General features: G+C 60.9%; 24 protein-coding genes and 5 pseudogenes. 14 read left to right on the top strand and 15 right to left on the bottom strand.

Annotation, left to right across the window (positions count from 1 at the left end; translation table 11 throughout):
* From P0D73_RS37385 to P0D73_RS37370, 4 genes and pseudogenes are all read right to left on the bottom strand, one after another.
* A pseudogene (locus P0D73_RS37385) lies at window positions 1-73 on the bottom strand (DNA-binding response regulator); the annotation flags it as partial.
* A gap of 577 nt (window positions 74-650) precedes the next feature.
* Window positions 651-1743 (bottom strand): annotated as a pseudogene (gene serC / locus P0D73_RS37380) (3-phosphoserine/phosphohydroxythreonine transaminase).
* Complete coding sequence (locus tag P0D73_RS37375; protein ID WP_408435144.1) at window positions 1740-2894, bottom strand: ATP-grasp domain-containing protein; 1155 nt, start codon at window positions 2892-2894, stop codon at window positions 1740-1742. The pseudogene serC and the gene P0D73_RS37375 overlap by 4 nt, the downstream one beginning before the upstream one ends.
* Window positions 2895-2993: 99 nt before the next feature.
* On the bottom strand, window positions 2994-3194 hold the full coding sequence (locus P0D73_RS37370; protein WP_408180533.1) for a hypothetical protein: 201 nt from the start codon (window positions 3192-3194) through the stop codon (window positions 2994-2996).
* A gap of 363 nt (window positions 3195-3557) precedes the next feature.
* Between P0D73_RS37370 and P0D73_RS37365 the strand changes: the two genes are divergently transcribed.
* On the top strand, window positions 3558-3845 hold the full coding sequence (locus P0D73_RS37365; protein WP_408180532.1) for a DUF4148 domain-containing protein: 288 nt from the start codon (window positions 3558-3560) through the stop codon (window positions 3843-3845).
* A 69-nt stretch (window positions 3846-3914) separates the two neighbouring features.
* On the opposite strand, the gene P0D73_RS37360 is transcribed toward P0D73_RS37365, so the two are convergent.
* The 5 genes and pseudogenes from P0D73_RS37360 to P0D73_RS47035 form a co-directional block, all read right to left on the bottom strand.
* A complete protein-coding gene (locus P0D73_RS37360) occupies window positions 3915-5069 on the bottom strand; it encodes a porin (protein WP_408435142.1) in 1155 nt (384 codons plus the stop codon).
* 102 nt (window positions 5070-5171) lie between these two features.
* Entirely contained in the window at window positions 5172-6155 is a 984-nt protein-coding gene (locus P0D73_RS37355) for a LysR family transcriptional regulator (RefSeq protein ID WP_408435140.1), read from the bottom strand.
* 631 nt (window positions 6156-6786) lie between these two features.
* Entirely contained in the window at window positions 6787-7809 is a 1023-nt protein-coding gene (locus P0D73_RS37350; protein WP_408318960.1) for a YncE family protein, read from the bottom strand.
* A gap of 115 nt (window positions 7810-7924) precedes the next feature.
* Window positions 7925-8584, bottom strand: coding sequence for a winged helix-turn-helix domain-containing protein (locus P0D73_RS37345; protein ID WP_408318962.1), 660 nt, complete (start codon window positions 8582-8584; stop codon window positions 7925-7927).
* A gap of 243 nt (window positions 8585-8827) precedes the next feature.
* Window positions 8828-9289 (bottom strand): annotated as a pseudogene (locus P0D73_RS47035) (IS5/IS1182 family transposase); the annotation flags it as partial.
* Window positions 9290-9346: 57 nt separating this feature from the next.
* On the opposite strand from P0D73_RS47035, the gene P0D73_RS37340 reads away from it, so the two are divergent.
* Entirely contained in the window at window positions 9347-9646 is a 300-nt protein-coding gene (locus tag P0D73_RS37340) for a helix-turn-helix domain-containing protein (RefSeq protein WP_408180527.1), read from the top strand.
* An 18-nt stretch (window positions 9647-9664) separates the two neighbouring features.
* On the opposite strand, the pseudogene P0D73_RS37335 reads toward P0D73_RS37340, so the two are convergent.
* Window positions 9665-10354 (bottom strand): annotated as a pseudogene (locus P0D73_RS37335) (IS3 family transposase); the annotation flags it as partial.
* 197 nt (window positions 10355-10551) lie between these two features.
* Between P0D73_RS37335 and P0D73_RS37330 the strand changes: the two are divergent.
* A pseudogene (locus P0D73_RS37330) lies at window positions 10552-10641 on the top strand (chromosome partitioning protein ParB); the annotation flags it as partial.
* Between the two features lie 194 nt (window positions 10642-10835).
* Here the strand turns inward: P0D73_RS37330 and P0D73_RS37325 are convergent.
* Both P0D73_RS37325 and P0D73_RS37320 read right to left on the bottom strand, forming a co-directional pair.
* Entirely contained in the window at window positions 10836-11579 is a 744-nt protein-coding gene (locus P0D73_RS37325) for an aspartate/glutamate racemase family protein (RefSeq protein ID WP_408318965.1), read from the bottom strand.
* A gap of 61 nt (window positions 11580-11640) precedes the next feature.
* Window positions 11641-12603 (bottom strand): GntR family transcriptional regulator, encoded by a 963-nt coding sequence (locus P0D73_RS37320; RefSeq protein WP_408318966.1) that lies wholly within the window; start codon window positions 12601-12603, stop codon window positions 11641-11643.
* Between the two features lie 128 nt (window positions 12604-12731).
* Between P0D73_RS37320 and P0D73_RS37315 the strand changes: the two genes are divergently transcribed.
* Genes P0D73_RS37315 through hydA form a run of 8 tightly spaced genes read left to right on the top strand, consistent with a single transcriptional unit; the run spans window position 12732 to window position 20765 of the window.
* Window positions 12732-13772 carry an ABC transporter substrate-binding protein gene (locus tag P0D73_RS37315; RefSeq protein ID WP_408318968.1) on the top strand — a complete coding sequence of 347 codons (1041 nt, stop codon included), beginning with the start codon at window positions 12732-12734 and terminating at the stop codon, window positions 13770-13772.
* Window positions 13773-13785: 13 nt separating this feature from the next.
* Window positions 13786-14607, top strand: coding sequence for an ABC transporter permease (locus P0D73_RS37310; protein WP_408318970.1), 822 nt, complete (start codon window positions 13786-13788; stop codon window positions 14605-14607).
* Between the two features lie 4 nt (window positions 14608-14611).
* Entirely contained in the window at window positions 14612-15382 is a 771-nt protein-coding gene (locus P0D73_RS37305) for an ABC transporter ATP-binding protein (protein ID WP_408318972.1), read from the top strand.
* 1 nt (window position 15383) lies between these two features.
* Window positions 15384-16361 (top strand): NAD-dependent epimerase/dehydratase family protein, encoded by a 978-nt coding sequence (locus P0D73_RS37300; RefSeq protein ID WP_408318974.1) that lies wholly within the window; start codon window positions 15384-15386, stop codon window positions 16359-16361.
* Window positions 16362-16392: 31 nt separating this feature from the next.
* Window positions 16393-17223, top strand: a complete 831-nt coding sequence (locus tag P0D73_RS37295) for an SDR family NAD(P)-dependent oxidoreductase (RefSeq protein WP_408318976.1) — start codon at window positions 16393-16395, stop codon at window positions 17221-17223.
* Complete coding sequence (locus P0D73_RS37290) at window positions 17220-18602, top strand: amidohydrolase family protein (protein WP_408318978.1); 1383 nt, start codon at window positions 17220-17222, stop codon at window positions 18600-18602. The genes P0D73_RS37295 and P0D73_RS37290 overlap by 4 nt, the downstream gene beginning before the upstream one ends.
* Window positions 18599-19324 carry a maleate cis-trans isomerase family protein gene (locus P0D73_RS37285; protein ID WP_408318980.1) on the top strand — a complete coding sequence of 242 codons (726 nt, stop codon included), beginning with the start codon at window positions 18599-18601 and terminating at the stop codon, window positions 19322-19324. Before P0D73_RS37290 ends, P0D73_RS37285 begins: the two co-directional genes overlap by 4 nt.
* A 1-nt stretch (window position 19325) precedes the next feature.
* Window positions 19326-20765 (top strand): dihydropyrimidinase, encoded by a 1440-nt coding sequence (gene hydA, locus P0D73_RS37280; RefSeq protein WP_408318981.1) that lies wholly within the window; start codon window positions 19326-19328, stop codon window positions 20763-20765.
* A gap of 340 nt (window positions 20766-21105) precedes the next feature.
* On the opposite strand, the gene P0D73_RS37275 is transcribed toward hydA, so the two are convergent.
* The 3 genes from P0D73_RS37275 to P0D73_RS37265 form a co-directional block, all read right to left on the bottom strand.
* Complete coding sequence (locus P0D73_RS37275) at window positions 21106-21732, bottom strand: hypothetical protein (protein ID WP_408318983.1); 627 nt, start codon at window positions 21730-21732, stop codon at window positions 21106-21108.
* On the bottom strand, window positions 21729-22418 hold the full coding sequence (locus P0D73_RS37270) for a hypothetical protein (protein WP_408318985.1): 690 nt from the start codon (window positions 22416-22418) through the stop codon (window positions 21729-21731). Before P0D73_RS37270 ends, P0D73_RS37275 begins: the two co-directional genes overlap by 4 nt.
* Before the next feature lie 507 nt (window positions 22419-22925).
* Entirely contained in the window at window positions 22926-23732 is an 807-nt protein-coding gene (locus tag P0D73_RS37265; RefSeq protein ID WP_408318987.1) for a GntR family transcriptional regulator, read from the bottom strand.
* 427 nt (window positions 23733-24159) lie between these two features.
* Here P0D73_RS37265 and P0D73_RS37260 point away from each other — a divergent pair, with 427 nt between their 5' ends.
* From P0D73_RS37260 to P0D73_RS37250, 3 genes are read left to right on the top strand one after another with little or no spacing between them, the layout of a single operon-like run.
* Complete coding sequence (locus tag P0D73_RS37260) at window positions 24160-25017, top strand: transporter substrate-binding domain-containing protein (RefSeq protein WP_408318989.1); 858 nt, start codon at window positions 24160-24162, stop codon at window positions 25015-25017.
* 13 nt (window positions 25018-25030) lie between these two features.
* Complete coding sequence (locus P0D73_RS37255; protein ID WP_408182492.1) at window positions 25031-25678, top strand: amino acid ABC transporter permease; 648 nt, start codon at window positions 25031-25033, stop codon at window positions 25676-25678.
* Between the two features lie 22 nt (window positions 25679-25700).
* On the top strand, window positions 25701-26534 hold the full coding sequence (locus tag P0D73_RS37250) for an amino acid ABC transporter ATP-binding protein (RefSeq protein WP_408318992.1): 834 nt from the start codon (window positions 25701-25703) through the stop codon (window positions 26532-26534).

The raw sequence follows: 26534 nt of genomic DNA, 5'->3' as shown, positions 1-26534 counted from the left end.
GGCCGGATTCTTCCAGGCCTTTCTTGAGGTAGGCCGCTGTTTTCAGCTCGTCCTCGATCACCAGGATTCGCATCGGTTGCTCCGCGTGCGCGTTGACGGTGAAATCATACCGTCAAGCACGGCGCGTCGTGATCCCGGCCCGGTAACGTCACGCCTGAATCTCGGCCTCACGCGCAGCACGGTCAAACTCCAAACCCAACCGCCAGCCTGAACACACTCCCCTCGCCCGCGCGTCCGCCCGGCGGCAAACCGGTCGAAAACCGTTTGATGACGGCCTCGGAACTCTCCGTCTTTGCGCGCGTCGCACTGAGCTTATTGTTCGTCGAACTCACGCGCTACGGCATAGCCTGCTCGCCAGTCTGGCCGTGGCATGGGCGCACGCGCGCGTCGGCGTGCACTCTCCATTTGACATGGTGGGATAGGCGCAGACAACGCCGTGTGCTTGGCCTAAGTGCTGATCGTGCCATTCTGGGACCGGCACCTCCTCGTTGACGCGCGGCCTGCATACTGCCGGCTGATGGCATGCTCCGTCTCCCGTTGGCTGGCTGTCCTCGCGGGGCACCATGAGCAGGCGTCTGACGCTGAGCGGGAACTGGTTTTTGAAAGCGACACCCCCACGAATCACTGCGAACCTTTTACCTCGCTTGTGCTCAGGCCCGGCGCCGCGCGAACTCCAGCAACGCGTCGGCGAGACTTTTTACGGCATTTTCCGTCACCGCGTTGTAGAGCGACACTCTCAACCCACCGATCGAACGATGTCCTTCGAGACCGACCATGCCTCGTTCGCCCGCTACAGCGATGAACGCATCGTCCAGCCGGGCATCACCGAACGTGAATGCTGCGTTCATCTGCGACCGCCAGCGAGGCGCCGCGTGAATGGAGACCGCATCTTGCATTGCGTCTAGAGCGCCATAGAGACACTGCGCCTTTCGTACGTTGATCGCTTGCATGGTTTCCAGCCCGCCAACTTCAGTGCGCAGCCAGCGCGACACCAGGTTCAGCACATAGATCGCGAACACGGGCGGCGTATTGAAATTCGAACCGTGAGAAATATGCGTGCGAAAATCCAGAATAGCCGGCAGCCCGTCCGGAATCCGCTCAAGCAGCTCGCGCCGAATTACCGCCACTGTCACGCCGGCCGGACCCAGGTTCTTCTGGGCATGCGCGTAGATCACCGAGTAGTGATCTGAGCGAAACGGCCTCGACAAAAAGTCCGAGGACATCCGCAATGAGCGGGACGCTCGTTGCATTCTCCCAGAGCGGAAACTGCAGGCCCTCAACCGTCTCATTTGAGACGTAGTGCAAATATGCGGCCGACGGATTGATATCCAGATCCTGAAGTTCGGGAAGTTGTCGATAGCCCGTTTCGCGGCCGTCCCATGCGACTTTTCTGATCGCTAGCTTCGCGGCCTCGGCGGTAGCTCTGCCACTCCAATAGCCAGACGTCACATATTCGGGCGGCGCATGCGCAGGCGTCGCAAAGTTCATAGGAATCGTGGCAAATTGCAGACTGCTGCCGCCCTGCAGGAACGTGACGGCGTATTCGTCCGAGATTCCGAGCAACTCCCGCAGGTTCATTTCCGCTTCGGCCAGGATCGAACGGAACCAGTCCGAACGGTGACTCATACCGAGCACGGAAATGCCCGTCTCCGGCAAAGCGACGATGGCAGTACGAGTCTGCTCCAGAACCATTTCAGGCAGCGCGCCAGGACCACCTGAAAAATTCAAAACATTGGAATTCATTCTGATTGACATTGTTGTGTGATGGTGGCGGCAGTCCGCACCGTGCCTGCAGCGACCAGCATTTGATGAAATGCACTGAACACGCGGCGCATCTGCGGAAGTTTGTACGGAAAGAAGGCCGCGTCATCCATATCGTGCACGACCATACCTGTCGCGATTTCGAAAATGAGCAGCCTGCCGTCCTCTGTTTCGGCGCAGTCAAATCCGACGTAGTCCAGACTGGTCAGTTCGACTATAGCGCGCAAAGCTTCACGATGGCGCACCGCAAAGGTCGTGTCAAAATTGCTCATTAGACGTTCCTCTTCACCCCGACGCTCGGGATGCGCGATCATCTCCGCGTATGGGTAGTGAACTATCCAGTGCGCCGAAATGCCCATATGACACAAAAAGGGCGTCATACCGACCATCACGATCCGGTATTTTCGGAACAGACCGTCTGAACTGCCGTAATCGATGAAGGGTGCGATGTAAAACTCGGCAACAGCCGAACGATCAAGGTAATCAACGAGTTCCGAAGCGGATGAAACGCGCTCCAACCCATCGCCAGCATGCGATCCGACCTGCCGGATGATGAGCGGATAGTTCGCGTCCAGCATGAAGAGGTGGTCGGATCGACCTGCGAGCAGATCCAGCATTTGAACGCGCGAGACGCGTGTCGTTGGCGCCATACAGATGCCCGGGACACGTCCCAGCAGCGCGTAGGCAGCATCGCGCGTCGTGTGCGCAATGCCTTCGGGCTTGTTGAGCACGCGCTTCTTTGTCGTGCGCAACCACGCGGCGATCTGGGCGAGAGCTGCAGCGTTTTCATCCAGCGCGCACGCCGCCACCAGGACGACGTCGTGCTCCGGCAAACCGCGTTCCTGCGCGGTGTGTCCGTCGACATAAAGCACGTCGATCTGCAGGTCGGCATACTCAAGAAGGCACTCGAACGGCGTATTCGCCATCAGGTCGCCGGGCGCCTTCAGCACGAGCAACTTCAGCGATGGATTTTCGGTGCTGGCCTTTCTGATCCGGTACAGTCGGCGCATCTGCAATGCCTGCTGCTGAACGGCAAGCGCGGCCTGCTTTTCGTATTTCATCTCCAACACCAGCGAGAGATCGAGTAGTGCGTCTGGATCGTCATGGTGCTGCGCGTACTCGAGCAGACTCAAGCCGATTGGCGTCAGATCGTTGCCGGCGGTTGCCGCTCTTAACAATACGCTCAGGCCCAGTGATTGATAGGCCTGACGGGTGCATCAGTCATGGCCGTCTCATTCGCTTTCATTCGAATCCGACACAACGTGAAGCGCCGAAGGCCGTATGCCGACATAGCCCACTTCTTCTTCGAACCAGCCCTCATGAATGGCCTGCCCGGACGTCGCTCCGCGATTCGCCGACCTCTCAGCCGCCCGCGAGTTGTCGACAACCAGCGACAGACCTACCGGGGTTGCGCGGTGCTTTGGTGTACCCATGTGTGTTCCTCTCTGTGAAAATGGCAGAGTGCTGCGCCCAACGACCGCTACCTCGAGCGTGCGGTCGGCTTGCGATACGCGTCGTCATAACCTCCATATAGGCAAGATGTTAGACGCGGGGCTCTTGCAGTCTTTTCGCGCGAAGATGAAAAAGAGTTAATGCAACGGCTCGTACAGCGTCGCTCAGGCCACGAGGAAATAGCTGAGGCCACGTCGGCGAGGCACGCGCTGCAAAGCAGATCGACTCAATGCCTCGTGTAGTTAACAAAACAGTAATCCAGGAGTCAGCGCGCCGACAGCCGGAACGAGAAGAATGGGAATGGTGGTTCAAGCCACTCATCGCCCGCTAACCGGAGCAACACCATGAAACTGCTTACCGCCTTCGCTGTCACCGTCCTCAGCCTGTCGTTCGGCGCCAATGCTTTTGCCCAGTCGTCGCCTGACGAGCTGACGCGCGCCGAGGTGCACGCGCAACTCCTGCAGGCCGAGGCAGACGGCCTTGTACCGGCGCCCAAAGCAGACTATCCGCCGTCGGCACAGGCCATCGCGCGTAATCGCGAGATCTATGCAATCCAGCACGGCACCGACAGCACAGAGCTGACGAAGACCACCGGCTCGGCAGCCCTTCGTTCGGAGTCGGTGTCGAACTGATCCAGCGATGCAATGCGTTGCGCCAGGTTATCGGGCACACCCTGCCCGATAACCGTAAATCGCAAGTGCTTAGAACGTGTGCCGGATGCCAACGCGCGCGAGGAACTGATTGGCACTCGACGACGGCGCATCTGCGCCCGTTATAAACGCGGTATTCAACGGCGCCGACACAGCGCCGCCACCCGATGCATGCTGGTACAAGCCTTGAACGTAGACGTCAGTACGTCCTGATAGGTTGTAGTCCGTCATCAAGCCGAACTGGTGGTATTTCGGCTTTGAGTTGCCCGCGCTGCTGTCGAAATGGGCAATCGTGTAGTTGTACATCGCACCGACATAGGCAGCCTTCGTGAATTGATACTTGGCATTGAGTTCGAAATTGTCGAATTTAAGGCTGCTCGCAGTGTTCGTGAAGTTGCCAACGTATACCGAACCAGTCGCGTCATTCAGATTCGTATGGCTATACACAAAGCCAAGCACCGTCGGTCCGATCGTGTAGTTGATGCCCGCGCCCCAGACTTGCTCACGGCCGGCGAAAAAGTTAGTGTCGTCCGTTGTGAGCGAACCACCTGTCGTGCCGCCCGGATTGTTGATCTGCATATAAGCCGCGGCCACCGTCACTGCGCTGCCCACGTATTGCGCGCCGAGGCTATAAGACCGATTGTTCGCGAAGCCACCTGCCTGGTTGCTGAAACCGTACAGACCGCCGAACGTAAAGCCGCCGTACGTATTGCTCATGTACTTCACGCTGTTGTTCAGGCGGAACGAATTGTCGGTGTTGTCGTTATCGTATGGATGCGACAACAGATAGCCGGCCCAGTTGCCGTTCGCCGTGAGCGGTGCGAGGAAGTCGACGACGGAGTCGTATTGGCGACCCATCGTCAGCGTGCCGAATTGCGCCGAGCTTAAGCCGACGTAGGCCTGACGGCCGAACATCCTCCCACCTTGCCCGAGCTTGCCCGAGTTGACGTCGAATCCGTTTTCCAGCTGGAAGACAGCCTTGGTGCCGCCGCCCAGATCCTCCGAACCCTTTAGGCCCCAGCGGCTGCCTTGCGCAAAACCGCTTTCCATCTGTATGTTCGAATGGCCGCCGGTATTGCTGGTGTAATTCAGGCCTTCGTCGATCAGGCCGTACAGCGTGACGCTGCTTTGCGCCATCGCGCTGATAGGGGCAAGCGAACAGCCAAGCGCCGTATTAGCAACTGCGGCAATCAGGAGTTTTTTCATGAATGCGGATCCTTGTGGGTGAGAACACCGCGCCGGTGCGTCGCTCGCGCGAATCGCGCAGCGTAGAGGCGCAGCCGACGTCAGGTGCTGGCACTTTAGGACCTACAAAATCCCTCTCGACAGCAATTCAGTATTGCTCGGTCGGTGTTGTTCGGGGCCGACGCATGCTTCCTTTTGTCCCTTGTTTTCCCGCGGTTTCTGACGATAGCGCTCCACAACGAAATCGACGAAGCTGCGCAAAGCAATCGCCATGTATGGTTGGCCGGAATACAGTAGCCACACGGTACGTTCGTCGCCGCAGAGTGTCGCGTCGTGGAGCAACGCACGCAAACTGCCGTTGCCCAGTTCGTTCCGCACGAACGAACGTGATAAGCGCGCAATGCCGAGTCCCGCCTGCACTGCCTGCTTGACGACCTGAGGACTTTGTATGCTCATGATCGGCTGCACGACGACGCGTTGTGTGCCGTGGGCGTCGCGAAACTCCCAGTAACGGCTTGGCGCATCCGACGCAACGAGCACGTCGTGCGAGGCCAGTTCGCCCGGCGTGCACGGCGCCGGGCAACGCGCCAGATAGTCCGGACTGGCAACAATCACGTCGCGGGTTTGCGCAAGCGGCCGGCATACCAGCGATGAATCACGCAGGCGACGTTCCATACTGAAACAGACATCGAACTCGCTGGCCGCTACGTCGCTCATATTGTCGAAGACGGTCAGGTCGAAACTCATTCGGGGTTGCTGGGCGCGATAAGCGGCCAGCAACCCCGGCAGATCGGTGCTCGCGTACAACGACGACGCCGCTATCCGCAACGAACCGCCAGGTTGTCCCACCGCAGAGGCGATAAATTCGTCCATGTCATCGAGCTGCCTGAGCAATTCGATGCAGCGCTTCCAATACAATTGGCCCGTCCCGGTCAACGATACTCGCCGCGTAGTCCGGTTGACGAGCCTAACGCCCAGGTGTTCCTCGAGCGTCGCGACACTACGCGTGACCACCGAATTGGAAATGCCCAATTGTTTGGCGGCTTCAGCAAAATTCAGGTACTCCGCGACTTTGGCGAAGATGCGTATCGACGCCAACTGGTTCATCGTGTTCTCCGGCGCACACCGGATGACGGGCTTTGGGCGCAATCCGGCGGTGTGGAGGGGTGAGAAACCATAGGTGGGCACTCCATATGCTGGACGTCGAGCTCCACGCGAGGGCAGGAACCGCATCGCTACGTGCGCGCCTGACCGCGGGAGGTTAGTTCTCAGCATAGCCGCCACGTCGTTACCCAAAGCCGTCTGGCAGATTACAGGATTGTTATTTTCCGGGATTAGATTTATTTAAGGTAGTCTTAATTTTTAAGTCAGAATGGAATCCGGCTCACCTATTTTTTTGGGCTTCGTCGTCAGATACTTTTTTTGGCTTTTTGCGAGGTGAAGTCGGTATCGAAGTTCTCACATGGGTGTCGAACCGGTTCGTAGCTTTCACGATGATTAGAGCATGCGACCGTTACCTACGCTTAATTTAGACGAGCAATTGCTACCCGGCCCATTATCGCCTGTCGCGATCTCGACGCCATGAAAGCGCGCGATCGCGGCGACGAGACACAGGCCGAGGCCGCGTCTCACCGTTGCCTGCGCTGCGTTCCCGACACTGCGATAGAATGGCCTCAATACCGCCGCGCGTTCACCGGGTTCGATGCCGGGCCCAGCTCTGACAGAGCGGCTTCGCGCTTCAGCGCACACTGAACACCTGCAGTCCCGCCATCGCCGCGTCGGGGCCCTTCGTATGAACGACATAGAGCCGTTGGAGCGATGGAATGTAGGCCGAGGTCTTCCCGCCGAGCGTGTCCAGATGCTGTTTGACCGCGTATTGCTCCGGCCCAACAGGGTCGACGACATCCAGACCGGTCGAACCGGTGATGTACAGGTGATGATGGGCCGAGTCGACAGTCATGTCATCCGACGTGTTGACGATGTCGAGCGACTGAATGATCGAGCCGTCGCTCGCATTTATCACGAACAGCTTGCCGGGGTCGCGCGAACCGATAAACAGGCGCCCGCTCTTCGGGTCGAAGGCCATGGCCGAATTTCGGCTCGGGCCCGGAACATGCCAGGTGGCCGTCAGTTTGTGCGTACGCAAATCGATCACGCCGACTTCGTTTTTGTCGCGCATGTTTACGAACAGGCGGTGCGTCGCCGGATCGATGACCATGGCTTTCAGTTGACCGGCGGGCACGTCGATCCGGCCCATCACGGAATACTTGGTAAGCGAAATCAGACTGATGTAGGAATGATCCTGATGTGACTGCGCACCGCCGTTGCCGATATAGAAGATGCCGTTTTTACGGTCCGCAGTACCGGAGTCGGGTTGGGGGGCGAGCGCGATGGTTTTCCTGACCTTGAAGCGCGTCGTGTCGACTACCTGGAGGGCCGCACCGCCCGCGTCGGCTATCAGCAGTTCCTTGCCTCCATTTGCCAGCAGAATCTTGTGCGGCGCTTTCGCAACCGTCCTGATACTCGCGATGTGCGCACCATCGGGCAGGCTGAACGCTTCGATGGACCCATATGTCTCGGCCGACACGTAAAGACGCGAGCGGGACAGATCGACTGCGAAATGATCGAAGTCGCCGCCGGTCACTTTCGGCAACGGAGTGACGGAAACGAGCGCGAGTGGAGCTGTGGCGGGTTGTGCTGCGAATGCAGTCGATGCCATGCAAAGGCCGGCGGCGACCAGCAGGCGGAAGCGAATCTTCATGAGCTTGCTCGCAAAAAAGAATCCGGAGAGTTGAAACATTGTTTGGTGACCGCGGTTGTGTGTCTCGTGAAGCTGCGGGATCACATTCGACTACAGATTGGACGTCACTTCTCCCCTACTCGTCTCTGATGACATATCCGACCCTCCGCACCGTTTCGATCGTATCCGCGCCGAGCTTCCTGCGAAGGTTCGAGATGTGAACCTGAATCGCATTGCTCTCTACTTCCTCTTTCCATCCATAGATGCAATCTTCGAGCGTCGACGACGACTGAGGTATGCCGCGATAGGCAATAAGCTGAAGCAGGATTGCCCACTCGCGTCCCGATATCGTGACCGGTACACCTGCGCATGTCACGGCTCGGGACGCCGTGTCGATAAGCAGTTCGCGGTGCCGGATCTGATCCGTACTGCGCCCCTGAGAACGACGTACCAACGCGCGACATCGAGCGACCAGTTCGCGCGAGTCGAAGGGCTTGTTCAGATGATCGTCGGCGCCGGCCTCGAGGGCGCGTACACAATCGACGGAGCTGTCACTTTCCTTGAAGGTGAAGACCGGCACCACACGATTGATGCGACGCAGCCAGACAAGAAGATCGAGACTCGACCCGCGAGGCAACATCATGTTCATGACGATCAGCGCATATCGCGCGGTGGTGAGTGCGAGTTGCGCCTCGCGATCGTACTTGACGCGGTCGACGGCATAGCCTTGGGCGCGCAGAATCGACGACAGTCGCCTCGCATCCCGCTCGACCGATTCGGCAAGAAGAATACGCATGGTCAGCTGGATAAAACGAGTGAATCGGGCGAGCGCAGCGAAGGTTGGCTAAAGGCGAGCGAAATGGGTCCTCCGAGTCCGCGAGTGGATCGACAATTCAAATGTCGCGTAGCGATTGTGCACCACCACACTTTATTCACGCGCTGACCGCCAGATTACATTTTTGTCATGTTTGTCGGCTGAAGCGTAGCGTTGCTAACTAACCAAGAGAATGCAGCGGATGTAGCGCGTGATCGAAGAGAACCGCCTGCGCACGGTCATCGCATCAGGCGTCTTGTCCAGCCGACGTTGAACTGCCTCCAGTACCGACTCATGCTCCCATCGACTTATCCGTCGTTGGCCGCTGGGAGTGCACTGTTACCTTATTTGGCGTTGCTAACAGGCGATGCTCCAGTATCGATGTAGCTGCATCCCGTGTTCCTCGCTGGTGTATCGGTAAATTGTCCGTTCTCCAGCTGGACATTGGTATTCGTCGTCCCGTGCAATACAGATGAAGACTGCCTTATCGAATCGGCCCTGGTATCTTGCGCCTGATGTTGCGGGCTTCGGCAGCATGACCGCAATCCCCGCATCCGCACACTCCTTGATCTGAGGCCCACTGTAGTAGCCACGATCGGCGACGCCCCGCAGTCTGGTCCTACCCATAGCATCGTGCGCAGCTTTAGCTATCGGACTGAGCTGTGCCCGGTCACTGCCAGAGGTTGTGAACCGCCCCCGGGATTGAACTGACCCCCAAGAGTTGGACACGACCTTGGAGGTTCCGTGAGGAAATTCGATGTAAGGTTTAAGGGGAAAGTGGTTCGCGAGTACCTCGCTGGCAAAGGGGGCTATAAGCTCCTTGCCAGGAAATTCGGTGTTGCGGAAAGCATGGTGAGGCGATGGGTCGCGGCATATCGTCACCATGGTAACGCCGGGCTTATCCGGCAGCGTTGTGCTTACACCCTTGAGTTCAAGCTTGAGGTGTTGCACCGGGGCGTGGTCGAGAACCTTTCCCGTCGAGAGCTGGCTGCCATTTACAAAGAGGTGGCGCCGTTGGTTCGGACAGTCAGATCGAGTTTATAAGTGGAAGCGCCGGGGTCATCAAGCTGCCGATTTGATCGCTGGCAGCGTCGCGAAGTATGCCTCATCCGGTGTCTGATCGGCCAACCTCGAATGAGGCCGATTCTGGTTGTACCAGTTCAGGTAATTGCCGATTGAGCGGCGTGCGTGGCCGACCGAGTCGTACGCTTTCAAATAAACCTCTTCATATTTAACGCTGCGCCACACCCGTTCGACGAACACGTTGTCACGCCAGGCGCCTTTCCCATCCATCGACAGGAGAACCTTCCGGCTGAGAACCGCGTCGGTGAATTCGGTTGCGGTGAACTGGCTTCCTTGATCCGTGTTGACGATCTCAGGCAGGCCGTATTTCGCAAACGCTTCCTCCAGCGCCTCGACAGCATGGCAGCTCTCCAGCGTGATCGCCACCCGGTGTGCCAACACCCGGCGGCTCGCCCAGTCCACGACGGCCGTCAGATAGACGAAGCCGCGCGCCATCGGGATATAGCTCGTATCCAGTGCCCAGACCTGGTTTGCCCGATTGATCGTCATGCCCCGCAACAGATAAGGCCAGATCTTGTGCTTCGCATGACGGCGGCTTGTGTTCGGCTTGCAGTACAGCGCTTCAATGCCCATGCGCTTCATCAGAGTGCCGACGTGTTTGCGCCCGACCCTGATAGCTTCACGCTTGAGCAGGCGAACCAACATTCGCGCACCGGCAAACGGGAACTCCGACGTGACAACCGCCCGACTGGCCGCGGCGATTCGACCAGGAGACCGTTGGCAAGACGGCTTGCACGCGGTCTCAGGCTCCGTTCACTGCATCCTTGAACGCCTTTCCCGCGGTGAACATTATGTCAAATTAGATTGCGCCCAGTACTCGCTCTTCCATTCTTCATGGTGGTCGTTGTCCTTGCCTTGGTTCAGGAATGATTGCCGTCTACCAGATCGAGGTCATCAATCCGCGCGAGCGCAACGGTCGCGTCTTCGATGAAATCGTAGGCAACATCAAAAGCATCCACGCAGACTGATTCGCAACCGGAGTACGGAAGTGGCTTCGGAATAATCGCAAATCGAACCGCTGCAGCTTCTGCCTTCGGCCGTATCCACAAGCTAGACTCCAGCCCCGGCTTTGGCGCGCTCTCCTTCCAGCGCGAGCATTGCGGCAGAGGCTATCGCATGAATTCAACTGGAATTCGCGCCCCAGCGTCTCTCATTCACGTAATAGCAATGCGGCCAGGCCACCCGAGAGCTCGGCATTGGGCTTTGCCGGCAGCTTCGCGAAACTGCCGGTCTGCGCGCGAGCCGTGGCGAGCCGGGTCAACGCCTGCGCCTGGCACACTCCGCTCGATACACCATCGACCACCGGCACCGGCAGCCGGTCCGCCACGCTGCGCGCCAATCCCGCTAGCGGCGCGCCGGCTAGAATCAGCACGTCAGCGCCATCTTCCTCCACCGCACGATGGCTCAGTTCGATCAGGTGCGCGCCATGATCTTCCTGAATGGTACCGGGATCGCGAAGCGGCTGGTCGAGATGACGGATGCCCGCCAGCCGGCCGAGCATGCCGTAACGGTCCACGCATTCGCGATACCAGGCCGTGATGCGCCGCGAAATCGCAATGATGCCGATCCGCTGACCGAGTTGGGCGGCGGTCATCAGCGCCGCTTCGGTCATGCCGACAACCGGCACGTCCAGCACTTCGCGCAACTCAAGCAGGCCGGGGTCGCCGAACGCCGCGACCAGCAGCGCGTCGTATTCGCCCTTGCGTTCGCCCGCGATGTTCGCCACCGCGTGCGCGCCCAGCAGCGCCTCGAAACGGGTTTCAATGTAGGCGACGCCGCTCGCCGCCGTCGCCATCTCGATCTGTGTATCGGCTAAAGCGACACGGCGCGCTTCGGCTTCAATTAGATCGGTGACGCTCGACGAGATGTTCGGGTTGACGATCAGTAGTTTCATCACGGTTCCGGTCAGGCGCAATCGCGCAATTGCTATGTTTAAAAGCGAAGGCGATGCGCGCTCATCCGAAGATGGCATTCAGATCGACCTCGGTGTCTTCAGGCAACGACAGATCAAGCGTCGCCTCGATGTGATCGAGATGTCCGACCGCTGCCGCGATCGCCGCCTCCAGTTCGCCCTTTTCCATCAGTCCGACGATTTCCGTGTGTTCATGGTTCGGGCAGGCCGGCACGTTCGGTGAATCGAACAGCAAGATGATGAGGCAGGTCAGCGAAGCGAGTTCGCGCATCAGTTTGGTGAGCGGCGGGCTTGCCACCATCTCGGCGATCAGTAGATGAAATTCACCGGAGAGGCGAATCACCGCGTGCTTGTCACCCTTCTCGCGCGCGGCGCGCTCCTTGGCGACGTGCGCATGGAGTCGCCGGAAATCTTCAGCGCTGCCACGTTCGACCAGGCTGCGGACTAGCGCCGGCTCCAGAATGCGCCGGGCCTGGAAGATATGACGCGCGTCCTGCACCGACGGACTAGCGATGAACGCCCCGCGATTCGGGATGGTGGTGACGATGCCTTCGTGCGTGAGCCGCGCCAGCACCTTGCGGATTCGCGTGCGGTTCACCTTGAACACGGCGGCGAGCTTTTCCTCGACGAGTTTGGTGCCCGGAATCAGCCGGTGCTCCATCACGGCGGTCAGGATGCGCTCATAGATCGTATCGGAGTTGTCTTCCGCGTCCAGGATCCGGGCGGCCGGCCGCGCCTTACGCGGGCGGAGGGATTCTTTGTGAATTAGCACGCCAGGTTTCCTCAACTGACCAAAGTGATTTTGTGACAGCACAATTCTATATTGTGACAAAAATAAATGGAATTGCGCGAACTTGCACCATCGGCGCACATCGGCACCGCTTGCATATCCCAAAAGGCACCCGAACGGTGCCGGGTGTGGGGCGTAGCAAAACACCGGCCCCGCCGGCCGACGGACGGTACGGATTGCGCCAATTGCCTCGCAGTACTCATAGCGCGGACACATACGGACTCGAGCCATGCACAAGAATACCGCTCAAAGCCGCGGGAGACGTCCTGACAGTCTATTGGCACGTCTGTTGCTTTGTTTGTCACAAACGTAGTTCATTTTGTGACAACAAGGGAGCTTCTCTGATGCGATTTATCCGCCCGTCTCTCGCCGCCCTGAAGCGCGCCGCCCGCGTGCTGCTCGCGCCCCTCGTGGTCGCCGCCGCGCTCACGCCGACGTTCGGCCACGCCAAGGATGCCGATCCGATCAATCTGGGCTACGCCAAGTGCGCGCACTGCACGCCATTGTCGCTGACACCGCAGTACGCCACCGGCGTCAAACTCACGACGACCTCGTTCAACACGGCCAACGACGTGCTGACCGCGTTGCTCTCGAAGAGCATCGACGTCGCGCAGGTCACCTATCTGCACTATGTCACGGCGCTCGACAAGGGCTTCAAGATGGTCGCCATCTCCGGCCAGATCAATGGCGGTTCGCAGGTGCTGATCGCCAACAACTTGCCGGTGCAGCCGGGCGACTGGGACGGCCTGAAGAAACTCATCATGCAATACAAGAAGGACGGCAAGCCGTTCCGCGTGGCGGCCTCGCGCGGCAACGCGCAGGACATTCACATGCGCGGCGCGTTCCTCACGCACGGCATCGACATCAACAAGGATGTGCAGTTCGTCAACATTCCGAACCCGTCGGACCACGTCCAGGCGTTGCGCCGTGGCGAAGTCGAGCTGATCACTTCGGTCGAGCCGTTCGCCACCCAGATCCGCGAGGTCAAGGCGGCCAAGTTCTTCGCGTTTCCGTATGACCAGGCGGCGGGCAAGCTGACCAACCTGATCGTCACGCGCCCGGATGTCATCGAGAGCAATCCGCAAGGCGTGCTGGAAACCGTGCGCTCGATCGTCAAGGTGGACGACATGATGGCCGCCAACAAGCCGCTGTTCGTCGATACGATCCAGAAAGTGACGGGCCTCGACAAGAACATCGCCGCCGGCGCGGTCGACAATCTCTATCCGGACTACAAGATGTATCGCGCCTCCGCTGTATCGATCGCAAAAATGATGCACGACCTGAAGTACGTGAATTCGGATGTCAGCGATGCCGTGCAGAAGAACCTCGACTACAGCTTCCTCGAGAAGGTAACCGGCAAACCCAAGACCGAACTCGGTTACTGATCCGGACCGCGCCATGTCAACCCTGTTTTCCTCGCGTTTCTACAAGCGGATCGAGCGCGGCATCGTGCCGGTGCTGCTGCTGGCCGGCTGGGAGGCGTTCTCCCGCTCGGGCATCCTGCCGGCCGCGCTGCTGCCGGCGCCGTCGCAGGTCGTGCTCGCCTGGGCCGACTGGATTTTCAGCACCGACGGCAACACACAGACCTACTCCGGCCACTGGCTCTTCGATATCGCGGCCAGTTCCGCGCGCGTGTTCGCGGGCTTTGGGATCGCCACGGTGCTGGGCGTCGCCGTTGGCATGGCGATCGGCTGGTCGCGCTCGATCGAATCGCTGGTCGAGCCGACACTGCAGACGTTGCGCCCCGTACCGCCCGTCTCGTGGATTCCGCTCGCGATCATCTGGTTCGGCATCGCCAACAAGCCGGCGATCTTTCTCGTCTTCATGGGGTCGTTCTTCCCGGTGCTGCTTAGCACGATTCACGGCGTGAAGACCTGCGACCGCAACCTGCTGCGCGCCGGCGCGATGACGGGCGGCACGTCGTCGATGTTGCTGCGTCACATCGTATTTCCTGCTGCATTGCCGAGCATCTTCTCGGGGCTGCGCATTGCGATTGGTTCCGCATGGATGCTGACGGTGACAGCCGAGATGGTCGCGGTGAAGAGCGGCGTGGGCTACGTACTGTGGGATTCATATTACTTCCTGCGCTACGACATCGTGATCGCGTCGATGGTGAGCATCGGTCTGCTCGGCTTCCTGAGCGACTACATGATCAAGCGCATCGCCGGGCGCATTCTGCGCTGGCAACGCGGTTCCACTCTGCAAGCAAGGGAAGGTTGACAGCATGGCCCTCATCACAATCGATAGCGTCTCGCGCACGTTCGAAGACACCAAGCGCAAACAGGTGGTCACCGCGCTCGAGAACGTGAGCCTCAAGGTCGAGCGCAACGACTTTCTTTGTCTGCTTGGCCCGAGCGGCTGCGGCAAGTCCACGCTGCTGAACATGATCGCTGGCTTCGACAATCCTTCGTCGGGCACGGTGAGCGTCGGTGGCTCGATCGTCAGCGCGCCGGGCGCGGACCGCGGCGTGGTGTTCCAGCAGGCCAACCTGATGCCGTGGCTGCCGGTGTGGGAGAACGTCGCGTTTCATCTGAAGATGCGCAACGTCGCCAAACCGGAACGCCGCGAGCGGGCGCAGCGCTTCATCGAGATGGTCGGTCTCAAGGGTTTCGAAAATCATTTCCCGAGCGAGCTCTCCGGCGGTATGAACCAGCGCGTGGGCATTGCGCGCGCGCTGCTGATGAACCCGGAAGTGATTCTGATGGACGAGCCGTTCGGCGCGCTCGACGAGCAGACCAAGATGGACATGCATGCCGAGCTGATCCGCATCTGGCGCGAGAGTCGCAGCACGATCGTGTTCGTCACGCACGGTATCGACGAATCGCTTGCGCTCGGCACGCATGTCGCGGTGATGTCGGCGCGTCCGGGCCGCATTCGCGAACTGTTGCCGATCGAACTCGACCGGCCGCGCGATCCGACCAGCACCGAATTCAACGACTACAAGCGCCATATCCTCTCGCTGCTGCGCCCGGAAGCGGTGACGGAGCTTGCCTGAGATGACCACGTTCATCACGGGCAGCAGCGGTTTCGTCGGTCTCGCGCTTGTCGAGCGCCTGCTCGCCGCCGGCGAGACGGTCATCGGCTTCGACCGTAGCGCGCCGCGCGCGCAAGCGTTGCAGGCATTTGCCGCGCTGCCGGGCCGTTTCGTTGCGCTGACCGGCGACGTGCGCGATGGCAACGCGTTGCGAGAGGCAATGCGCACGCATCGGCCGTCGCGGCTCGTCACGCTGGCCGCGATCACCGCGGATGCGCAGCGCGAACGGCAAATGCCGCAGACCATCTTCGAGGTTAACGTCGGCGGTGTGCTCGCCGCCATTGCCGCGGCCGCCGATGCGGGTGTCGAACGCATTCTGCATGGCAGTTCCGGCTCGGCGTACGGACTGAGCGGTCGCGCGCCGCACCAGCTCGTCGAAGACATCACGCCGCTACTGCCTGAAGGCCTCTACGGCATCTCCAAACGCGCCGCCGAAGAAGCTGCATTACGTCTTTCCGCGTTGCACGGCGTGCCGCTCGTGATCGGACGGCTCGGCACGTGCTTCGGCCCATGGGAAGCCGACTCGGGCGTGCGCGACACCTTGAGTGCGCCGCTGCAGGTGCTCTCGAAAGCGCGCCGGGGCGAAACCGCCGTGCTGCCACGCGCCGGCCGCCGCGACTGGCTCTACGTGCGCGATGCGGTCTCGGCACTGCTTGCCTTGCTCGAAGCGCCGCACCTGTCTCGCTCCGTCTACAACCTCGCCGCGGGTTTCGAGTGGAGCGTCGCCGACCTGTGCGAACGGCTCGCGCGGCGTTATCCCGCGTTCACGTGGCGCATTGCGCAGCATGACGAGGCGCCGAATATTGATTACTTCGCCGATTACGACCGCGCGTCGATGGACAACACGCGGCTGGTCGCCGATACCGGCTTTGCGCCACTGTTCGATCTGGCCGAAGCGGAAGCCGACTTCCATCACTGGATAACCGCGCTGGGCGCGTGAACGCCTGCCCCGCGATCGTACGAGTAACGTCATGACCCTACCCTCACCCTATTCGGCCGCAAGCCTGAACATGGCCGACAAGGTATGCATCGTCACTGGCGCCGCGTCGGGCATCGGCCGGGCGATTGCGCGCCAGCTCGCCGCCAACGGCGCGACGGTCGTGATCGCCGACGTCACGACGGACGTGATCGAAGGCGGCATGCCGACCGCAGCACTGATTGCGCGCGATGGCGGCCACGCACATTTTGCGCGCGATGGCGGCCACGCACATTTCGCCGCGACCGACGTCGCCGACACGGCACAGGTCGATGCGCTGGTGGCGCACGCGGTCGAGCGCTTCGGGCGGCTCGACGTGCTGGTCAACAATGCCTGTGTTCGTCATGCACGGTCGCTGCTGGAATTCGAAGATGCACACTGGCAACGTCTTCTCGACGTCAATCTGACAGGGGTATTCCGCTGCTGCCGCGCCGCCGTCCGGCAGATGATTCAGCAAGCGCCTGAAGGCGACGTGCGCGGGCGGATCGTCAATCTGTCGTCCCAGCACGGCATGATCGCTGCGCCAGGCGACCTCGGCTACGGCACGACCAAGGCCGCGATCGACTATATGGCGCGCCAGATCGCCACCGAATACGCGCCGCACGGCGTCGTCTGCAACGCGGTCGCGCCGGGCAAGATCCAGACCGGCGCCGGCGGCCGTGCGGTCGACCCCGCCGTGCTCGAACGCGCCAACCGGCGCACGCCCTGGCCGCGTCTCGGACACCCGGACGACATTGCGCGCGCGGTGCTGTTTCTGTGCAGCGACCTCTCGACTTTCACGACCGGCACCACGCTGATGGTGGACGGCGGCTGGATGGCGGCATGAGCATGCACGACGCGCCAGTCTCGAACGGCCCGCTCGATCTGCTGATCGCGGATGCGACGCTGATTTTCGCCGACGGCTCGGCCCGCGCGGCGCAACTCGGCATTCGCGGCGCGCACATCGCCTATATCGGCGACGCGCGGCCCGCGGCGACGCGCACGCTGTCGCTGCCGGGACGCGTTGTGACGCCGGGATTCGCCAACGCGCACTATCACGCGGGCCTGAACTTTGTGCGTGGCGTGGCGCCGGATTGCGGCTTCGCGCCGTCCTATACGCCGGGGTTGCCCCAAGCGTCGTGGCTTGACGCCGAAGAAGCCCTCGCGCTGTCGCGGCTCGGCGCGCTCGAAGCGTTGCGCGCCGGCTGCACGACGCTTGCGGACAGTTTCGTGCATGCCGAGGCGACCGTCGAAGGTATCGCGCAGACAGGCGTGCGGGTGTTCGCCAGCCAGCGGCTCGCGGACGTGGATTTCGCGTCGGTGCTGGCTGGCGAACGGCGCTTTGACCGCGCCCGCGGCGAGCGCCAGCTGGAACGTGCCGCCGCGTTCGTCGCGCGTTGGGCCGGTCAGGCGAACGGCCGCATCCAGGCGCACCTCACCGCGCATGCGCCGGACACCTGTTCAGTCGCGCTGCTCGAAGACATCGCCACGCTAGCCCGCCGTCACGATCTGCCGATCAGCACGCACCTCGCGCAAAGCACGGATGAAGTCGACTGGGTTCGTCAGCAGCATGGGCGCTCGCCGGTAGAATTGCTCGACGAAATCGGGCTGCTCGACGGCCGGCTGCTCGCAGGTCACTGCATTCACGTCGACGACGCCGACATCGCGCGTCTGGGCCGAAGCGGCGCGCACGTGGTGCACATTCCGCTCGGCAACGCGATATCCGGGCGTATCGCACCGACGCGCCGCCTGCTCGACGCCGGCGCGCCGCTGTGCCTCGCCACCGACACCATGCACGGCGACATGATCGAAGTGATGCGCTGGGCGCTCGCGATGGGCCGTCTGCAAGCCGGCGCGGTGGGCAACGACTGGCAACCGTCCGACGTCTTCGCGATGGCCACGCGCCATGGCGCCGCCGCGCTCGGCTGGGACGCGCGCCTCGGTACACTCGAGGTCGGCCGGCTCGCCGATCTGGCAATCATCGATTTTCGCCAACTGCATCTCACGCCGCGCATCGATCCGCTCGGCAATCTCGTGCACAACGCCACCGGCTCGGACGTGGAATGTGTGATCGTCGACGGCCGGCTCGTGATCGAGCAAGGCCGCGCGCTATGTGTCGACGAACACCAGATTCGCGCCGACGCTCAACGCGCCGTCGATGCCGTCTGGCGGCGCTGCCCGAATCCGCTTCGCCCTTATCCCTCCCTTTCCACTATCCGTTCATGAGCCGACGCATCCGTCTGGGCATTCTGACGCCCTCATCCAATACTTCTCTCGAACCGCTGACGCAGGCGCTGATAGCCGGGCTGCCTGAAGTCAGCGTACATTTCGCGCGTTTTTCCGTCACGCAGATCGCGCTCAGTCCCGACGCGCTCGGTCAGTTCCAGCGCGAACGCATTCTCGACGCCGCGCGCCTGCTCGCCGATGCGCATGTCGACATGATTGGCTGGAGCGGCACGTCCGCCGGCTGGCTCGGCTTCGATCAGGACGAAGCATTGTGCGCCGCGATCACGGAGACGACGGGAATTCCCGCCAGCACGTCCGTACTCGCGCTCAATCGCGCGCTGGAGGCGTTCGGCATTCGCCGGCTCGGCCTCGTCTCGCCGTATCTCGCGGACGTGCAGCAGAAGATTGTCGCAAACTACGCCGCGCTCGGCATCGATGCGAGCCGCGAAAGCCATCTGGATCTTCAGGAAAACTTCGCCTTTGCGCTGGTCGACGAAGCGACGCTCGACCGTCAAGTGGCCGACGTGGTGGCCGCCGGCGCGCAAGCGGTTACGACCTTCTGCACCAATCTTTATGCCGCGCACCGTGTTGCGCACTGGGAAGCGCAACACGGCGTGCCGGTGTTCGACACCGTCACCACCGTCGTATGGGACATGCTGCGCCGCTGCGGTGTCGATACACGCCGCATCGCCGGCTGGGGCCGGCTCGTTCAGGAAATTTGACATGCAACCCTTCGATACCGTCATTCGCAACGCCCGCGTGGTCACGGCCGCGGACATCTTCACCAGCGACATCGGCATTCTCGATGGCCGCATCGTCGCGCTCGGCCTGCATCTCGAAGCCGGCGCGCGCGAAATCGACGCGGCTGGACGGCACGTGACGCCCGGCGGCGTCGACGGCCACGTTCACTTCGATCAGCCCACCGGCGACGGCTCGATCATGGCCGACGACTTCCTCTCCGGCACCACGTCCGCAGCCTGCGGCGGCACCACGACCGTGATTCCGTTCGCGTGCCAGCAGAAAGGCCACACGCTGCGCGAAGCAATCGACGACTACCATCGCCGCGCGCACAGGAAGCCCGTGATCGACTACGCGTTCCACCTGATCGTCACCGACCCGACGCCGGAGATTCTGCGCGACGAGTTGCCGGCGTTGATCGCCGAAGGCTACACGTCGTTCAAGGTCTACATGACCTACGACGCGCTCAAGCTGAGTGATCGCGAAATGCTCGACACGCTCTCGGTCGCGCGCAGCGAGGGCGCGATGGTGATGATCCATGCGGAGAACGCAGACTGCATCGCGTGGCTGACCGAGCGGCTGCTCGCCGCCGGTCATACCGCGCCCCGCTATCACGCGACGTCACGGCCCATGCTGGTGGAGCGCGAGGCGACGCATCGGGCGATCGCGTTCGCCGAACTGGTGGACGTGCCGATCCTGATCGTGCACGTGTCGGGCCGCGAAGCGGTCGAGCAGATCCGCTGGGCGCAAAGCCACGGTCTCAAGGTGTACGGCGAAACCTGCCCGCAGTATCTCTTTCTGACCGCAGATTCGCTCGGCTGTGACGACAGCTTCGAAGGCGCGAAGTGCATCTGCAGCCCGCCGCCGCGCGACAAGGCCAACCAGCAGGTGATCTGGGACGGACTTGAAAACGGCGCGTTCGAAGTGTTCTCGTCCGATCACGCGCCGTTCCGCTACGACGGTCCGGACGGCAAGAAAGCGCATGGCGAAGCTGTCTCGTTCGACCAGATCGCCAACGGCATTCCCGGCGTGGAGACGCGCATGGCTTTGCTGTGGTCCGAAGGCGTGCGCACCGGCCGCATCACACCACAAAGCTTCGTTGCGCTGACCTCGACAAACGCGGCGAAGCTCTACGGTCTTTATCCGCGCAAGGGCAGCATCGCGATTGGCGCGGACGCCGACCTCGTCATCTGGGACGAGAGCCGCACGTTCCATGTGGAAAACGCGAAGCTGCATCACAACGTCGATTACACGCCGTACGAAGGCATGCATCTGAGCGCGTGGCCCGCGTTGACGATGTCGCGCGGCGACGTGGTGTGGGACGGCGAAAAGCCGTGCGGCGATGCCGGACGCGGCGAATTCGTGCCGTGCGCACGGCCCGATCCGGCCAAGCCGCGCCGCCGCAAGACCGAACTGCCGCTGTAGTCTCGTTGAGAGCGTGTGAGGGTTTCGGTGCAAATCGGATGCGCCGGCATTACGCTCGGATTTTGACGAGCGTGGACCCGCAAAGAGTCATCTGAAAAGACATCGACTGGTTGTTTAATGGCCGCCACTTCGACCGGGAGGTCATAGTCATTTACACGAGAGCGTGCAGAAGTTGGGGAGGCAGATTTCGTGAGGAATCCATGGCTTACGGCATGGTTGTACGGTCTGTTCTGTCGGTCGGCGGCTGCCTGCCTGCCCGCCGACGCTGGCCCAATGCCTTTGCCATAACACGTGCCGGCAATCTTGAACGCCGTGATGCGACGCGGCGAGAACTCCCCGTTCAAAACCGCAACCCTGACCTGCGCCATGCAGTGCGCCCCTCATCAGTCCAGCGCATCTGTCGCTTCTTGGCCATACGGTAGCTAACAACCTGGTTCACCGCGGACTCGGCGATGCTGCTGCTGATCGGCAGGCCCTTGCGATGCCGTGCGCTGTAGTTGACCAGTTGACCAACGTGCGCGCGTTGTTCCCCAGGTGACTGGAGGCAGTATTCAGATTCCACCACAGGGTTTTGAATTCGTATCCCTCCTTGGCCAGCAGTCGACTGTCCAGTGCCTTGATCCGCTCCAAAGCCTTGTTTCGCGTGGGTGATTTCGGTCTCCACCAATTCCCGTTCCATCGAGTCGATCATCTTGCTGCCGAACACGGACCGCTGCGCCGCCTGGAACTTCATCGCGATGTGAAACCAGTCGAGGATCCGGCCGCGAGCCAGCTGACTGCCCTCGACGGTCTTCGCAAATTCACCTGCGTCGTCGCTGATCACGGTCACGCGCTCATTGATCGCCACACCGTTCCGCCAGAGGAACTGATCGAGTCGCGCTGCAGCCGAAGTCACTTCCCTGTGCACATACGCATACAGTTTTGGAGGACCGTCGGTGAACGTCGCCCGTCCGGCGACGATGTTCACGTGGCGACCACGGTCTCTCCCGGCGTCGCAATTGCGCGGCCACGCCGAGTCGACGCCCACGGCGGCGACATGGCGACATGGCTGCATTCGGGAATCTGTTCGTCTGCAACAGACTGGGGCAGACGCGCGATGTCACGCTCTATTTCAGCGTCGAGCTGTTTTCCAAGGTCGAGAATCCGATCCCGGATGCCGCTTGACGAGGTGCCCTTGTCCAGCGGCAGCACTTCCTTGAGCATGACGGCCGCCTGGCGGTAGGGCAAATGAACCGCCCACTTCGCCTGGAGGTATTCCAGCTCCGGAGTGACTCGTCTGGTTAGCGTTCTGGACAAGGGATGCACCACACGCTGCGGCGTTTGCGCAGCCCCTTGACACGCACACGACCATAGCTGCGGACTCTTCACGGGCACTTTGCCGTAGACGGTGCACAGCACCGTCGAGCGACTGTCCTTGTGGCTCAAGGCCGCACCACAGTTCTGACAATGGGTCTGGCCTGAGAGCCATCGCTGTACTTGTTTCGAAATCAGTTCGGTCTGCACCTTTGCCAGCAGCGACCGCCCTTCCGCGAGAGTCAGACCCAGTTCAGCAAGACTACGGTCGGGGCGCACAACGACGGCCAGAACTCCATCGCACTCCTCGAACGTGTCAGTCTCACCATCGACCAACCTTGCTTCGATGATCAACCGCATGGCTTGCTCCCAGCGTTACGAGACCGATCAGCCTACCCCAGACGAAACCGGCGCCGCGACAGGAACCACAACCGGCGCTCCTTGGAAGCCTCCCCAACTTTTGCGCACACTCCGGCGGTCGCTGCTGCGATCTAGTGATCGATGCTTGATAGAGTCTGTTTCGTTATCGCCGCTATCCGGCATTGGTGTCGGTAGGAGACCAGATAGCACGTGAAGCCATGGCGCGGGTCAGCGGATTTCCTAGTGGGCCGCAGCGTATCAGGCCGCAATAAGCCCGGATATAAAGCTGCAGCCCATCCTGTCGCAGTCGTAACACACGAAAAACCGTCGCAAACGGGAGGCGTTCATATAAGGACAGATGGAGACTGGCCATGGTCCGCAACGCCCACGCGCAGAGCAGTTCTATGACCTTTTGATGTAAGCACTCCTACGGACTTCGTCCTAACTCGTCGGCTCCTCCTTACCGCGACGCAACCGGCGGGCGTGACGGAGTGAAGCTGGGCCAACTCAGGAAAAGATCGCTTCAATATCTGGCGACGCGTCTTTCACCTCCTCGAAGTTCAGTGTCGCTTCGATATGCTGCAGGTGTTCCAGCATGCACGCCGCAGCCTTTGCTTCGTCATGCGCTTCGATTGCATCGATTAGATCGCCGTGCTCGTGATGCGGGCACGCAGGGGCGTTGGGCTTGTCGTACAGCGTGATGACGAGGCACGTCAACGGCGCGAGTTCTCGCATCATACGCAAGAGGATTTCGTTGCCGATGATCTCCGCGATCAGCACATGAAACTCACCTGACAGCCGGATGATGGCGGGCCGGTCATTCTGCTTGCGCGCTTCGCTTTCCTGCCGCACATGCTTGCGTAACGCACGCACGTGCGCCGACGTCGCGGTGCGGCTCAGCAGTCTGGCCATTTCCGGCTCGATCATGCGCCGCGTGACAAATACATCTCGCGCCTGTCGGACGCTCGGGCTGGCGATGAAGGCTCCGCGATTCGGCACCAGTTCGACCAGCCCCTCATGGGCAAGCTTGTTGAGCACTTCGCGAATCTTGGTCCGGCTTACACCCGAGACTTCCGCGAGCCGCTCCTCAATCAATTTTGTACCGGGTGCAAGGCGATGCTCCAGCACCGCCTTCTGGATGCGGCCGTAGATTTCCTCGTTCGTAAACGGCGCCTTGGGTGCGGCAGTTTTACTGGCAGGCATGGAGGAGGCTCGGCTCAAAGGGTTTCTCGCAACGCGGAATGGATTGATGATAGAGCAATCACGAGCATTTTTGTACACAAAAATTCTATAAAGATCACGTATCCAAGCCATGCTTTAGCGGAGGAAACGATAACTTTTTTATGAATACAAATTTCATCCACGCTCATCGAGCCTGGCAAGCCGAAGACGTTTTTTGGGAGGCACGTTTTTTTGCCGTGTAGCGACCTCGTTTGGTGCCAATGAATCGATCATGGTGCGCCAGCGCACCATCTTCATGCGAGTGTGCTTATCGTAATTTCCGCATGAATCATTGACGTTCATTACAGAGAAGGTGCTCAGGAAGCCGCCGTTTGCGCTATCGAAAGCGCATCCAACATTGCATACAATTTCATTTTTATTGCGTACAAAAGTGTCGATTTATGTTGGCATAAAGTTTGCGTCAGGAGAATCCAGCAAGCATCTTTTTCCGGCACGTTCCGCGCCGCTTTATACGCTGTCTTACCTTGCATGTTCTGTGACTTTCTCTGGAGAGAGCCTGATGTCCGAACGATTTTCGCGTCGCCAATTCCTCCAACGTGCCGGCGCGGGTGTAGCCCTGGTGTCGATTGGCCTGCCCCGTTTTGCGATGGCCGCCGGGCTCACGCTTGACGACATCAGGAAGGCAGGCACGCTGCGCATCGGCTGCGAAGCGACCTATCCGCCGCTGACCTATCGCGACGCGACCGGCACGATGATCGGCTACGACGTGGATCTCGCCAACGCGTTTTGCCGTAATCTCGGCGTCAAGGCGCAGTTCATCGACACGGTCTGGTCTGGCGTGATTCCGTCGCTCTATACGAAGAAGTTCGATCTGGTCATGAGCAGCCTGAGCTATACGGCCGAGCGCGAAAAGCACGTGGACTTCTCCGTACCTTATGTCGAAGCCTCGCAGGCGCTGCTGATTCGTGCGATGGATCAGAAGAGCGTCACCAGCCTCAACGGCATGAACGGCAAGGTGCTCGGACTCAAGCTCGGCTCACCGGGTCAGACGCTCGAACCGAAGCTCGATGCCCAGTTGAAAGCAGCGGGCGGCGAGGGTTTCAAGGAAGTGAAAACTTTCGACGACCATCCGGCCGCCTATATCGCGCTGGCAGAAGGCAAAGTGGACGGCGTGCTCAACACATTGCCGACGCTTGCGCTCGTCCTGAAGAATGCGCCAGGCAAATACGCCATCGTCAAGGGCATCGGCGCGGATAACTGGGCGGGCATCGCAGCACGTACGGATGACACCGCGCTGATCGGCTTTATCGACCAGCAACTGCACAAGTTCAAAGCAGACGGCACGTTGCATAAGCTACAGCAGAAGTGGTTTGGTTTCGACATGAACTTGCCGGATGCAATTCCGGCGCTGTCCTGAGAGCGCGGCGTCCATGGACTGGAGCATTATCGTCATGGCGTTGCCGATCCTCGCGGTCGGCCTGCTCGCCACGCTGAAGGTTTGCCTCGCGGCCATCGCGATTGGTATCGTGCTCGGCTTCGTGCTGGGTTTCGGCGCGCTCAGCCGCTTCAAGGCGGTTCGCATTGCCGTGCTGGCGTACGTCGATTTCGTGCGCGGCACACCGTTGCTGGTGCAGATCTTTCTCGTCTATTTCGCGCTGCCCGTCATCGGCATCAACTTCAATGAGTATTGGGCCGGCGTCATCGCGCTCAGCCTGAATGCAGGCGGTTTCATCTGCGAGATCGTGCGCGCCAGCATGCAGTCCGTCGATCGCGGCCAGACTGAAGCCGCGCAATCCATCGGCATGCGTCATGGCCAGATCGTTCTGCACGTGCTCTTTCCACAAGCGTGGCGGCGCATCCTGCCGCCGCTCACCAACGAACTGATCTCGCTGATCAAGGGTTCGGCGCTGCTGTCCGCAATCTCCGTGTATGAACTGACGCACGCCGGACAGGAAATCATCGCGACGTATTTTTCCCCGTTCGAAATTTTCATGCTGATCGCCCTGTACTACTACGCATTGATCTCGGCGTTGGCGTGGCTGTCGCGCTACCTCGAACGGCGGCTGCCGCAATACTGACTTCATGAACTCGAGCCCCAGCATGTCTTCCATCGTCACCGCCTCCGACCTGCCCGCGGCGACCTCCATGGACGCCGCCGCGCGCACCCATGAAAGCGGCGCTGCAACGCTTCTGTCGATTGAAGGGTTGCACAAGCGTTTCGGCGACAAGGTCATCCTGCCCTCCGTCTCGCTGGACATCGCACGCGGCGAGACGGTGGTGCTGATCGGCCCGTCGGGTTCAGGCAAGACCACGCTACTGCGCTGCATCAACTTTCTGGAGAAACCGGACGGTGGCACGATTCGGCTCGGCGGCCAGCGTATCGGGCTGTCGGAGCACGAGCGCGCGCTGCCCGAAGCCGAACTGGCGCGGCAACGCAGCCGCTTCGGTTTCGTGTTTCAGCGCTTCAACCTGTTCGCGCATCTGAGCGCGCTGGATAACGTCGCGGCCGGCCCACAGCGTGTATTGGGCCTCTCGCGCGATGCGGCCCGCGCTCGCGCACGCATTGCGTTGGAAAAAGTCCACCTCGCGCAGCACATCAGCAAGCGGCCCTCGCAACTCTCGGGCGGCCAGCAGCAACGCGTGGCGATTGCCCGCGCGCTCGCGATGGAGCCGCAGATGATCCTGTTCGACGAGCCGACCTCGGCGCTCGACCCGGAACTCGTCAACGAAGTGCTCGACGTGATGCGCGATCTCGCCGCAGCCCGGATGACGATGATGGTCGTGACACACGAAATGAGCTTCGCGCGCAACGTCGCGCATCGGGTCGTCTTCATGGATGCCGGCGCGATCGTCGAACAAGGCACGCCCGGCGACGTGTTCGGCCGTCCGCGCGAAGAGCGCACCCGGCGTTTCCTGCAGCACCTGCACATCTGA

Source organism: Paraburkholderia sp. RL18-101-BIB-B, from assembly GCF_046026985.1.
Taxonomy (GTDB): Bacteria; Pseudomonadota; Gammaproteobacteria; order Burkholderiales; family Burkholderiaceae; genus Paraburkholderia.
This window is presented reverse-complemented; position numbering and strand designations above follow the sequence as displayed.